The following is a 12194-nucleotide window of genomic DNA, read 5'->3' on the forward strand; positions in this document are numbered from 1 at the left end:
CGTGACCGAAGCTCGAAAGGACAGCGATGTCGCCCACCACGTCGACGACGACCCGCCCGCAGCCCGCGCCCCGCGCCCGTGCCGAGGTGTCGGCGCTGCGCGCCCGACCCACCGCCGAGGTCGTGATCATCGGCGGCGGCATCAACGGCATCGCCACGTTCCGCGACCTCGCCCTGCAGGGCGTCGACGTCGTGCTCGTCGAGCGCGACGACTTCGTCTCGGGCGCCTCGGCCGCCTCGAGCCACATGATCCACGGCGGCATCCGGTACCTCGAGAACGGCGAGTTCCGCCTCGTGCAGGAGTCGGTGCAGGAGCGCAACGGGCTGCTGCGGATCGCGCCGCACTACGTCAAGCCGCTGCGCACGACCGTGCCGATCTACTCGACGTTCTCCGGCATCCTCTCGGCGCCGCTGCGGTTCCTCACGCACAAGCAGGGCCGGCCCACCGAGCGCGGCGCAGCGCTCATCAAGGCCGGCCTGACGATCTACGACGCGTTCTCGCGCGACGGCGGCAGCGTGCCGCGGCACCGGTTCCTCGGCGCGAAGAAGTCCCACGCGGAGTTGCCCGCACTGAACCCGGGCCTGAAGTACACCGCGACGTACTACGACGCGAGCATGCACGACCCCGAGCGACTCGCGCTCGACGTGCTGTTCGACGGGCTCGCCGCCGGCCCGCACGCGCGCGCCGCCAACCACCTCGAGGCCGTGGGCTTCGGGCCGCACGGCGTGCGCGTGCGCGACGCCGTCACGGGCGACGAGTTCGACCTTGCCGCCGACGTCGTCGTCAACACCTCGGGCCCGTGGACCGACCTCACCAACGCGCAGCTCGGCCGCGAGACCCGCTTCATGGGCGGCACCAAGGGTTCGCACATCGTGCTCGACCACCCCGAGCTCCTCGAGGCGACCGGCGGTCGCGAGATCTTCTTCGAGCACGAGGACGGCCGCATCGTGCTCATCTACCCGCTCAAGGGCCGGGTCATGGTCGGCACGACCGACCTCGAGCACGACATGCGCGAGCCCGCGGTGTGCACCGAGGCGGAGGTCGACTACTTCTTCGACCTCGTCGCGCACGTTTTCCCAGGCATCGCGGTCGACCGCTCGCAGATCGTCTACCGCTTCTCGGGCGTGCGCCCGCTGCCGCGCCACGACGACACCCAGCCCGGGTTCGTCAGCCGCGACTACCGCATCGAGCGGTCGGATGTCGCGGAGCGCCCCGGTACGACGATGCTGAGCCTCGTCGGGGGCAAGTGGACCACCTTCCGCGCCCTCGCCGAACACCTGGCCGACGAGGTGCTCGAGCTCGTCGGCCGCACGCGCGTGCGCTCCACGAAGGGCCTGCCCATCGGCGGCGGCGCGGGGTACCCCACGACGGATGACTCCCGGCTCGTGTGGGTCGTCGGGCACGGCGACGGCGTCGGTCGCGAGCGGGCCGACGCGCTCCTCGAGCGGTACGGCACGCGCGCCGAGGCGTTCATCGAGGCCGTCGAGGGCGGCCCCGAGACGCCGCTCGCGGGGCACGACGGGTACAGCCGCGAGGAGATCGCGTGGCTCGCCCGGAACGAGCGGGTCGTTCACCTCGCCGACCTCGTGTTCCGACGCACGAGCCTCGCCTTCACCGGCGCGCTCACGCCGCTGCTGCTCGACGAGCTCGCCGAGGTCGTCGGCGACGAGCTCGGGTGGGATGCCGCGTCGCGCCGCGCCGAGATCGAGGCCACGCGTCGCGTGCTCGCCGAGCGCCACGGGGTGGTGCTCGGCCAGGTGTCGATGACCCGCTAGCGCACCCTGTGCGGGTCGAGGAGCCGCGAAGCGGCGTCTCGAGACCCATGAACCGGTCTCGAGACGCGCCTGCGGCGCTCCTCGACCCGCACAGGATCTGCACACACGTGCACGCCGGACCGCCGTCTTCCGGTGGATCCCGCGGGTACGTTTCATCGGGGCCGCGAGGCTCGGCCCCTCCCTCGGGACGCCCGGACGCGGCATCCCGGCTTCAACGAAAGAAGGTCAACGTGGACAATCTCGGTGTCGATTTCCTCTCGGAACTCGTCGGCACGGCCATGCTCGTGCTGCTCGGCTGCGGCGTGGTCGCCAACGTCGCGCTCGCGAAGAACAAGGGGCACGGCGGCGGCTTCCTGATGGTGAACTTCGGCTGGGGCCTCGCGGTCTTCGCCGGCGTCATCGTCGCGTACGCCTCAGGCGCGCATCTCAACCCCGCCGTCACCCTCGGACTCGTCGCCAACGGGGCGACGGAGTTCGGCCAGGGCGTGCCGGTCGACGTGGTCTCGGTGCTCACGTACATCGCCGCGCAGCTGCTCGGCGCCTTCCTCGGCGCGGTCGGCGCGTGGCTCGCGTACAAGCAGCACTTCGACGCCGAGCCCGAGCCCGCCAACAAGCTCGGCGTGTTCTCGACCGGCCCCGCCATCCGGTCGTACGGCTGGAACCTCGTCACCGAGGTCATCGGCACGTTCGTGCTCGTCTTCGTCGTCATCGGCTTCGGCCGCAACGGCGACGCCTCCGGCCTCGCCGCACTCGGCGCGCTGCCCGTGGCACTCCTCGTCGTCGGCATCGGCGCCTCGCTCGGTGGACCCACCGGCTACGCGATCAACCCGGCCCGCGACCTCGGCCCGCGCATCGCGCACGCCATCCTGCCCATCGCGGGCAAGGGCGGCAGCGACTGGGCCTACTCGTGGGTGCCCGTCGTCGGACCGATCATCGGCGGCGTGCTCGCCGGCTGGGCCGCGATCCCGCTGCTGCCGCTGCTCGGCTGACGCCGCGGCATCCGCCCACCCCTCACCCTCACCCCCAACTCATTCACTGACAGCAACGGAGTTCTCAGATGGCTGACTACGTCCTCGCGATCGACCAGGGCACGACCTCGTCGCGCGCGATCATCTTCGACACGGCCGGATCGATCGTCTCGACCGGGCAGCTCGAACACGAGCAGATCTTCCCCAAGGCCGGCTGGGTCGAGCACGACCCCGCCGAGATCTGGCGCAACACCGGTGAGGTGATCGGCCAGGCCCTCGGCAAGGCGAACCTCACCCGGCACGACATCGCCGCGGTCGGCATCACCAACCAGCGCGAGACCGCCGTGGTGTGGGACCGCACCACGGGTGAGCCCGTCTACAACGCGATCGTCTGGCAGGACACCCGCACCCAGCCCATCGTCGACCGCCTCGCGGCCGACGGCGGCGTCGAGCGCTTCAAGGCGAAGGTGGGCCTGCCGCTCGCCACCTACTTCTCGGGCACCAAGATCGTCTGGATCCTCGAGAACGTGCCCGGCGCGCGCGAGAAGGCCGAGGCCGGCGACCTGCTGTTCGGCACCACCGACACATGGGTGCTCTGGAACCTGACCGGCGGCGTCGAGGGCGGCGTGCACGCGACGGATGTCACGAACGCGAGCCGCACGATGTTCATGGACCTCGCGACGCTCCAGTGGGACGACGAGATCCTCGCCGCGTTCGGGGTGCCGCGCTCGATGCTGCCCGAGATCCGGTCGTCGTCGGAGATCTACGGCGTCGCGAACGAGCACTCGCTGCTGCGCGAGACGCCCATCGCCGGCATCCTCGGCGACCAGCAGGCCGCCACGTTCGGGCAGGCCGCCTTCGACGCCGGCGAGGCCAAGAACACCTACGGCACGGGCAACTTCCTGATCTTCAACACGGGCGAGGAGATCGTCCACTCGAAGAACGGCCTGCTCACCACCGTCGGCTACAAGCTCGGCGACCAGCCCGTGCACTACGCCCTCGAGGGCTCGATCGCCGTGACCGGGTCGCTCATCCAGTGGCTGCGCGACAACCTCGGCCTCATCTCGTCGGCCGCCGAGGTCGAGGAGCTCGCGAAGTCCGTCGAGGACAACGGCGGCGCGTACTTCGTGCCGGCGTTCTCGGGGCTCTTCGCCCCGTACTGGCGTCCGGACGCGCGCGGCGCGCTCGTGGGCCTGACCCGCTACGTGCACAAGGGCCACATCGCGCGGGCGGCACTGGAGGCGATCGCGTTCCAGACGCGCGACGTCGTGGACGCCGTGAACGCCGATGCGGGGATCGACCTCACCGAGCTGCGCGTCGACGGCGGGGCGACGGCGAACGACACCCTGCTCCAGTTCCAGGCCGACATCCTCGGGGTGCCCGTCGTGCGCCCCGTGGTCGCGGAGACGACCGCGCTCGGCGCCGCCTACGCGGCCGGGCTCGCCGTCGGGTTCTGGGGGAGCCTCGACGAGCTCGCCGCGAACTGGCAGGAGGACCGCCGCTGGGAGCCGTCGATGGACGACGCCGAGCAGGCTCGCCTCATGCGCAACTGGAAGAAGGCCGTCACGAAGACCCTCGACTGGGTCGACGACGACGTTCGATAGTGTCCTGCGGGTCGAGGAGCGGGCGCAGCCCGCGTCTCGAGACCGGCCTGTCCGGCCGACGAGGTCTCGAGACGCCGCTGCGCGGCTCCTCGACCCGCACAGCTGCCTACGCGAGCGCGAACCGTTCCGCGAGCAGGGGCGGCAGCTCGGCGAGCGTGCGGATCTCGTGCACGCCCGCTGCCGCGGCATCCGTCGCGTCGTCGCCTGCGGGCCGCTCGCCCGACCGGTTGAGCCAGACGCCGACGAGCCCGGCCCGTGCCGCGCCGATCGCGTCGGTGCGCAGCCGGTCGCCCACGTAGGCCGCCCCGGAGACCGGGGCCGCGGCGGCGAAGCGCGCGAGCGCGGCCTCGAAGATGCGCGCGTCGGGCTTGGTCACGCCCTCGGACCCCGAGGCGACCAGGTGCTCGATGCGCCCCGGGTGCCCGACCTCGAGCCCGAGCCGCACCAGCTTGGCGAGCTGGAACTCCTCCTCGCCGTTCGTGATGATGCCGAGCCGCACGCCCGGCAGCGCCGCCTCGAGCGCGTCGAACGCCGGCCCGACGTCGCCGTGCAGCGTCCACGACGCGCGGTACCGCTCGAAGTAACGGGCGAACCACGCGCCCGCCGCCTCGTCGTCGAGCGCCTCGCCGTGCGCGAGCGCGAACTCCGCGGCCCGCGCCCGCCGCTGCTCCTCGAACGTCAGCTCACCGGCGAGGTACGCGTGGTAGTGGCGCTCCTCGAGCTCGTGCCAGAGCCGCTGCGCTGCCGCGAGATCGGCATCGTAGCCGCGCTCGCGCAGGTGGAGCACGATGCCCGTCGCGACCGCCTCGCGGTGCGCCATGAGGGTGTCGTCGAGGTCGAACAGCACCACCGGGCGCCCACCGGCCGCCTCGCGGCCGGTGGGCCCGGAACCCGCGGCGCTCACCGGCGGCGCAGGAACCCGACGCGCTCGTACACCGTCGCGAGCGTGCGCTCCGCACGCTCGGACGCCTTGTCGGCGCCGATCGCGAGCAGCCGATCGAGCTCGGCCGGGTCCTCCATGAGCTCGAGCGTGCGCTCGCGGATCGGGGCGACGCGCTCGACGACCGCCTCGGCCAGGTCTTTCTTGAGGTCGCCGTACCCGCGCCCGTCGTACTCGGCCTCGAGCTCCGGGATGGTGCGCCCGGAGACGGTCGCGTAGATGTCGAGCAGGTTCGCGATGCCGGGCTTGGCCTGCGGGTCGTACCGGATCTCGCGCTCGGTGTCGGTCACGGCGCTCTTGATCTTCTTCGCGATGAGCTTCGGGTCGTCCATCAGGTTGACCAGGCCGGTCGGGCTGGACGCCGACTTCGACATCTTCGCGGTCGGATCCTGCAGGTCGTAGATGCGCGCGGACTCCTTCGGGATGAGCGCCTCGGGGACCACGAGCGTCTCGCCGAAGCGCGAGTTGAAGCGCCCGGCGAGGTCGCGCGTGAGCTCGAGGTGCTGCCGCTGGTCGTCGCCGACCGGCACGAGGTGCGTGCCGTAGAGCAGGATGTCGGCGGCCATCAGCACCGGGTAGGTGAAGAGGCCGACCGTGGTGCCCTCGGTGCCGTACCGCGACGACTTGTCCTTGAACTGCGTCATGCGGCTCGCCTCGCCGAAGCCGGTGATCGATCCCAGCACCCAGGCGAGCTCGGTGTGCGCCAGCACGTGCGACTGCACGAAGAGCGTGGAGCGCTCGGGGTCGACCCCCGCCGCGAGGTACTGCGCGGCCGTGCGGCGCGTGGCATCGCGGAGCGCGGACGGCTCCTGCGGGACGGTGATGGCGTGCAGGTCGACGACGCAGTAGATCGGGTCGTGATCCTCCTGCAGGGCGACCCAGTTGACGAGGGCGCCGAGGTAGTTGCCGAGGTGGAGCGAGTCGCCCGACGGCTGCATGCCGGAGAAGACGACGGGGCGTGCGGTGTTCATGCTGAGATCAGGTCCTTGAGGGTTCAGATGGCGTAATCGACGACGACGGGCGCATGGTCGGACCATCGCTCGTCGTAGGCGTCGGCACGGTCGACCGTGTACGAGACGACCGTCTCGGCCAGCTTCGGCGTCGCGAGCTGGTAGTCGATGCGCCAACCGCTGTCGTTGTCGAATGCCTTGCCGCGCCACGACCACCACGTGTAGGGGCCGGGCACGTCGCCCGCGACCCGCCGGCCCACATCGACCCAACCGAGCCCGGCGCCGGCGTTGTACCGCTCGTCGCCCTCGGCCCCCATGAAGCGGTCGAAGTAGTCGCGCTCCTCGGGCAGGAACCCGGCGCGCTTGAGGTTGCCCTTCCAGTTCTTGATGTCGAGCGTGCGGTGGCCGACGTTCAGGTCGCCCACCACCACGGCCAGCTCGTGTTCGGCGAGCTGCGCCATCCGCTCGCTCATCGCATCGAGGAACCGGTACTTCTCGACCTGCTTGGGGGAGTCGGCCTCGCCCGAGGGCACGTAGCAGCTCACCACCGTGACGATGCGCCCGCCGACCTCGTAGTCGGCCTCGAGCCAACGGCCGGCGGTGTCGTGGTCGCCGGTGCCGAGCTCGACGCGGTGGATCTGCGCGTCGGCGCGGCTCGCGAGCGCCACGCCCGCACGGCCCGCTGCGGTCGCGGGATCGTGGACGATGCTCCACTCGTCGCCGAGGAGGGCCGCCAGGTCGTCGGTCGACGCGCGCACCTCCTGCATGGCGAGGATGTCGACGTCGCGCGAGGCGAGCCAGTCGCCCATGCCGCGGCGGAACGCCGCCCGGACCCCGTTCACGTTGGCACTGACGACGCGGAGCGGGGAGGTCGAGGGCATGCCTTCGATCCTAGGCGAGCCCTCCGACGTCGCCGTGCGGCCGGGTCAGCGCTTGGCGGCGCCGTTCGCCCCGCCGTCGCCCGTGCCCCTGCCCTTGGCCTTGCCGTCGCTCCTGACCGTGCCGGTTCCGTTGCCGTTGCCGTTGCCCAGCCATGCGTGCGGTCGCGCCGCCGGCGGAGGCGGAGCGGACGCCCGCAGGTCGTCGAGCTCCCGTCGTGCCCGGGCGACCCGGCGTCCCGCCAGCGTGCGCTCGTACCACCGCGCCTCGGCCAGCTCGGACGTCGCACGGCGCAGCTTGACGATCGCGGCGGTCTCGAGCGCCTCGTACTCCCGCATCCGCCGCTCGGCCTCGAGCTGCTCCGCGGTGACGCGCCGCATCGACTCGTTCCGGTCCGCGGCCTCGACGGCGATCCAGGCTGCGGCGACGAGGATGATGATGCTCGCGATCCGGAACCACAGCAGCAGCGCCACGATGACCGTGAAGGTCGCGAGGAGGGGGTTCCCGCCGGCCCACGAGAGCACCCAGCCGCCCGCGAGCTGGAGCACGCTGAGCGCGGCCGAGCCGAGCAGCGAGCCCGTCCACATCCGCCGCCACGGCATCTCGGCGCCCGAGAGGAACCGGAACATGACGGCGAGGGCGAGCGTGTCGATCACGAAGACGACGACGAGCGCCCCGATCTGCAGGGTCGCGCCGACCACGGGCGACTCCGCGGTGAGGTCGATGCCGAACAGGTTGAACACCCAGTCGAGGAAGCCCGTGGCGACGATCGAGAGGATGGCCGCGATCAGGATGGCGAGTCCGAACATGGCCGCCGCGAGGAAGTCGCGGCCCTTCAGGTAGAAGTACGCGCGATCGTCCTTCGGCAGGCCGAAGGTGCTGCGGACCGCCATCCGCGTGTACGTCACCCAGCCGATCGCCGTCCAGATCAGGCCGCCGAGCGCGACCGCGCCCGTCCAGCCGAACAGGCTCGTGCTCGCCGTCGCCGCCTCCTCGAGCGCCTCGGGCGTGATCACGCCGTTCTCGCCCACGAGTCCGGGGGCGTAGGTGTTGATCAGCAGGATCAGGGCCTGGAGGGTCTCCTCGTCGCCGAGCAGCCACAGGCCGGCGACCGCGAACACGATGTAGATCGCTGCGAAGACGGCGAACAGCGACTGGTAGCTCATGCCCGCGGTCAGGAGGAACCCGTTCCGCGCCAGGAAGTGCCGCCAGACGCGGACCGGGAACAGCGCCATGGTGCGACGGGTGAGGTCCTCGACCTTCGCGATCGGCTCGTCGAAGCGCTCGCGCATGCTCTCGGCGACCTCGGCGGGGGTGGGCCGCGCCCTGCCCGGCTCGGGTGCCTCGGGTGCCCCGGCCGCCCCGGACGCCGGAGGCGCGCCCGGGTCGGCGGCCTCGCCGTTCCCGCGCCCCCGATCGCGTTCGCTCACACGCTCACACTAGCGAGCGGACGCCACGGCGGCGGCGAGGCGGACGGCCCGCGGCGCCGGCGCTCCGGCGCACGACGACGGAGGGGCCGGCGCGATGCGCGCCGACCCCTCCGAACCCCCGATGGAAAAGCCTCAGGGAGTGCCGCGCAGGATCGCCTGCTTGACCTCGGCGATCGCCTTGGTCACCTCGATGCCGCGCGGGCACGCGTCGGTGCAGTTGAAGGTGGTGCGGCAGCGCCACACGCCCTCCTTGTCGTTGAGGATGTCGAGGCGCACCTTGGCCGCGTCGTCGCGCGAGTCGAAGATGAACCGGTGCGCGTTGACGATCGCGGCCGGACCGAAGTACTGGCCGTCGGTCCAGAACACCGGGCACGACGAGGTGCACGCGGCGCACAGGATGCACTTGGTGGTGTCGTCGAAGCGGGCGCGCGAGGCGACATCCTGGACGCGCTCCTTGCCCTGCTCGGGCGTCGAGTTCGCGATGAGGAACGGCTGCACCTCGCGGTAGCTCGCGAAGAAGGGCTCCATGTCGACGACGAGGTCCTTCTCGAGCGGCAGGCCCTTGATCGCCTCGACGTAGATCGGCTTCGAGATGTCGAGGTCCTTGATCAGGGTCTTGCAGGCCAGGCGGTTGCGGCCGTTGATGCGCATCGCGTCGGAGCCGCAGATGCCGTGCGCGCACGAGCGGCGGAAGGTCAGCGAGCCGTCCTGCTCCCACTTGATCTTGTGCAGCGCGTCGAGCACGCGGTCGGTCGCGTACATCTCGACGTCGAAGTCCTGCCAGCGCGGCTCGGTGTCGACGTCGGGGTCGAAGCGGCGGATCAGGAAGGTGACGGTGAACGACTGCGTGGCGGCGTCCGCCGTCGCGGTCGACGACGTCTCGAGGGTGGCGGTCGTCACGTCAGTACTTCCTCTCCATGGGCTGGTATCGGGTGATCGTCACCGGCTTCCAGTCGAGCCGGATGTGATCGGACGCATCGGTGGAATGCGCGTCGCCCGACAGGTACGCCATCGTGTGCTGCATGTACTTCTGGTCGTCGCGGTTCGGGAAGTCGTCGCGCATGTGGCCGCCGCGGCTCTCCTCGCGGTTGCGGGCCGACGCGACGACGACCTCGGCGAGGTCGAGCAGGAACCCGAGCTCGACGGCCTCGAGCAGGTCGGTGTTGAACCGCTTGCCCTTGTCTTGCACGGCGACGTGCTTGTAGCGCTCGCGCAGGCCCGAGATGACGGAGGCCACGTGGGAGAGCGACTCGTCGGTGCGGAACACCTGCGCGCCCTTGTCCATCTCATCCTGCAGCTCCTTGCGGATCGCGGCGATCCGCTCGGTGCCGTCGGAGTCGCGGAGCGTCTCGAGCAGGGTGCGCACGCCCGCGGCCGGGTCGTCGGGCAGCGGCGTGAACTCGGCGCCCTTGACGTACTCGACCGCGTTGCGGCCCGCGCGCTTGCCGAACACGTTGATGTCGAGCAGCGAGTTCGTGCCGAGGCGGTTCGAGCCGTGCACCGACACGCACGCGCACTCGCCGGCGGCGTAGAGGCCCGGCACGACGGTCGTGTTGTCGCGAAGCACCTCGGCGTTCACGTTGGTGGGGATGCCGCCCATCGCGTAGTGCGCGGTCGGCATCACGGGCACGGGCTCGTACACGGGGTCGACGCCGAGGTAGGTGCGCGCGAACTCGGTGATGTCGGGCAGCTTCGTCTCGAGGACCTCCGCGCCGAGGTGCGTGCAGTCGAGCAGCACGTAGTCCTTGTGCGGTCCGGCGCCGCGGCCCTCCGCGACCTCCTGCACCATGCACCGGGCGACGATGTCGCGCGGCGCCAGGTCCTTGATGGTCGGCGCGTAGCGTTCCATGAACCGCTCGCCCGAGGCGTTGCGGAGGATCGCGCCCTCGCCGCGGGCGCCCTCGGTGAGGAGGATGCCCAGGCCCGCGAGGCCGGTCGGGTGGAACTGGAAGAACTCCATGTCCTCGAGCGGCAGACCCTTGCGCCAGATGATGCCGACGCCGTCTCCTGTGAGGGTGTGCGCGTTCGAGGTGGTCTTGTAGATCTTGCCGAAGCCGCCCGTGGCGAAGATGATCGCCTTGGCCTGGAAGACGTGCAGCTCGCCGGTGGCGAGCTCGTACGCGACCACTCCCGACGGCTGCGGAACGCCGTCGACCTCGGTCATCACGAGGTCGAGCGCGTAGTACTCGTTGTAGAACTCGATGCCGAGCTTGACGCAGTTCTGGAACAGCGTCTGCAGGATCATGTGGCCGGTGCGGTCGGCCGCGTAGCAGGCCCGGCGCACGGGCGCCTTGCCGTGGTCGCGCGTGTGGCCGCCGAAGCGCCGCTGGTCGATCTTGCCGTCGGGGGTGCGGTTGAAGGGCAGGCCCATGTTCTCGAGGTCGATGACCGCGTCGATGGCCTCCTTCGCGAGGATCTCGGCCGCATCCTGGTCGACGAGGTAGTCGCCGCCCTTGACGGTGTCGAAGGTGTGCCACTCCCAGCTGTCCTCCTCGACGTTGGCGAGCGCGGCGGCCATGCCGCCCTGCGCCGCGCCCGTGTGGGAGCGCGTCGGGTAGAGCTTGGAGATGACGGCGGTCCTCGCGCCCGGGCCGGCCTCGATCGCCGCACGCATGCCGGCGCCGCCGGCGCCCACGATGACGATGTCGTACTGGTGGTGGTGGACGCCGTCGACGACCGTCGTCTCGACGTGGTTCTCGCTGGTCACGTGTCTCCTATGCGGCGGGGCAGAACGAGGGGAGGAGCTCGGCCGGCGAGCCGGCAGGGCACGGGTCGAAGGTGAAGATCACGAGCGTGCCGAGCACGAGCAGCACGATCGTCGAGAGCAGCAGCGCGCCCTTCAGCACCTTCTGCACCGCACCGGGGCTCGTGTAGTCGTTCACGATGGTGCGCATGCCGTTGGCGCCGTGGATCAGGGCGAGCCAGAGGATCAGGAGGTCCCAGACCTGCCAGAAGGGGCTCGCCCACTTGCCGGCGACGAAGCCGAAGTCGATGGCCTTCACGCCCTCGCCGTCGATGAGGTTGACGTAGAGGTGGCCGAAGATGAGCACGACCAACAGCACGCCCGAGGCGCGCATGTAGATCCAGCCCCACTTCTCGAGGTTGACGCCCTTCCGCGGCGCCGGGCGTGCGGGGGTGCGCGGGGAGTCGATGGCGGTCATCTCGGCGCTCCTAGTGGCTGAAGACGTTGATCAGGTGCCGCGGGGTGAACGCCAGCATGGTGAGCACCCAGAGCACGACGACGACGTAGAAGAGGACCTTCTGGTTGCGTGTGGCCCACGACCAGAAGTCGACCAGGATGATGCGCAGGCCGTTGAAGGCGTGGAAGACGATCGCGCCGACCAGCGCCACCTCGCCGAGGCCCATGATCGGCGTCTGGTAGGTGCCGATGACCGCGTTGTACGCCTCGGGGCTCACGCGCACCAGCGCCGTGTCGAGGATGTGCACGAGGAGGAAGAAGAAGATCGCGACCCCGGTGATCCGGTGCAGCACCCACGACCACATGCCCTCGCGGCCGCGGTACAGCGTGCCGCCCGGCTTCTGCTTCGCCGGTTGCTCGGGTGCGGTCGGGGTCCGTGTCGTCGTTGCGGACATGGACAACCCTCCTGGCGGTGTGCGTCGCCCGACTGTGGGCGTGACGGGACCGAT

Annotated in this window: 11 protein-coding genes; 3 read left to right on the forward strand and 8 right to left on the reverse strand. The window is 70.8% G+C overall.

Going from position 1 to position 12194, the window contains the following annotated elements:
* The first annotated feature begins 26 nt into the window (after positions 1 to 26).
* The 3 genes from AC3RKB_RS11795 to glpK all read left to right on the forward strand — a co-directional run bounded on the left by AC3RKB_RS11795 (position 27) and on the right by glpK (position 4347).
* Positions 27 to 1775 (forward strand): glycerol-3-phosphate dehydrogenase/oxidase, encoded by a 1749-nt coding sequence (locus AC3RKB_RS11795; protein WP_491436334.1) that lies wholly within the window; start codon positions 27 to 29, stop codon positions 1773 to 1775.
* Positions 1776 to 2005: 230 nt separating this feature from the next.
* Positions 2006 to 2764: an MIP/aquaporin family protein gene (locus AC3RKB_RS11800; RefSeq protein WP_491436335.1), complete on the forward strand. Its 759-nt coding sequence runs from the start codon at positions 2006 to 2008 to the stop codon at positions 2762 to 2764.
* A 68-nt stretch (positions 2765 to 2832) separates the two neighbouring features.
* Entirely contained in the window at positions 2833 to 4347 is a 1515-nt protein-coding gene (gene glpK, locus AC3RKB_RS11805; RefSeq protein ID WP_491436336.1) for a glycerol kinase GlpK, read from the forward strand.
* Between the two features lie 106 nt (positions 4348 to 4453).
* Here glpK and AC3RKB_RS11810 read toward each other — a convergent pair whose 3' ends face one another.
* The 8 genes from AC3RKB_RS11810 to sdhC all read right to left on the reverse strand — a co-directional run bounded on the left by AC3RKB_RS11810 (position 4454) and on the right by sdhC (position 12140).
* On the reverse strand, positions 4454 to 5251 hold the full coding sequence (locus tag AC3RKB_RS11810; protein ID WP_491436337.1) for an HAD family hydrolase: 798 nt from the start codon (positions 5249 to 5251) through the stop codon (positions 4454 to 4456).
* Complete coding sequence (gene trpS, locus AC3RKB_RS11815) at positions 5248 to 6258, reverse strand: tryptophan--tRNA ligase (RefSeq protein ID WP_491436338.1); 1011 nt, start codon at positions 6256 to 6258, stop codon at positions 5248 to 5250. Before trpS ends, AC3RKB_RS11810 begins: the two co-directional genes overlap by 4 nt.
* Positions 6259 to 6281: 23 nt before the next feature.
* Positions 6282 to 7118, reverse strand: a complete 837-nt coding sequence (locus AC3RKB_RS11820; protein WP_491436339.1) for an exodeoxyribonuclease III — start codon at positions 7116 to 7118, stop codon at positions 6282 to 6284.
* Between the two features lie 45 nt (positions 7119 to 7163).
* The gene (locus AC3RKB_RS11825; RefSeq protein WP_491436340.1) at positions 7164 to 8546 is read right to left on the reverse strand and encodes a YihY/virulence factor BrkB family protein; all 1383 of its coding nucleotides are present in this window, start codon (positions 8544 to 8546) and stop codon (positions 7164 to 7166) included.
* A 132-nt stretch (positions 8547 to 8678) separates the two neighbouring features.
* Complete coding sequence (locus AC3RKB_RS11830) at positions 8679 to 9446, reverse strand: succinate dehydrogenase iron-sulfur subunit (RefSeq protein ID WP_491436341.1); 768 nt, start codon at positions 9444 to 9446, stop codon at positions 8679 to 8681.
* Between the two features lies 1 nt (position 9447).
* Complete coding sequence (sdhA, locus tag AC3RKB_RS11835; protein WP_491436342.1) at positions 9448 to 11253, reverse strand: succinate dehydrogenase flavoprotein subunit; 1806 nt, start codon at positions 11251 to 11253, stop codon at positions 9448 to 9450.
* A gap of 7 nt (positions 11254 to 11260) precedes the next feature.
* The gene (locus AC3RKB_RS11840) at positions 11261 to 11707 is read right to left on the reverse strand and encodes a succinate dehydrogenase hydrophobic membrane anchor subunit (RefSeq protein ID WP_491436343.1); all 447 of its coding nucleotides are present in this window, start codon (positions 11705 to 11707) and stop codon (positions 11261 to 11263) included.
* A gap of 10 nt (positions 11708 to 11717) precedes the next feature.
* Positions 11718 to 12140 (reverse strand): succinate dehydrogenase, cytochrome b556 subunit, encoded by a 423-nt coding sequence (gene sdhC, locus AC3RKB_RS11845; RefSeq protein WP_491436344.1) that lies wholly within the window; start codon positions 12138 to 12140, stop codon positions 11718 to 11720.
* Positions 12141 to 12194: the final 54 nt, after the last annotated feature.

It is taken from the genome of Agromyces capsici (assembly GCF_058349965.1).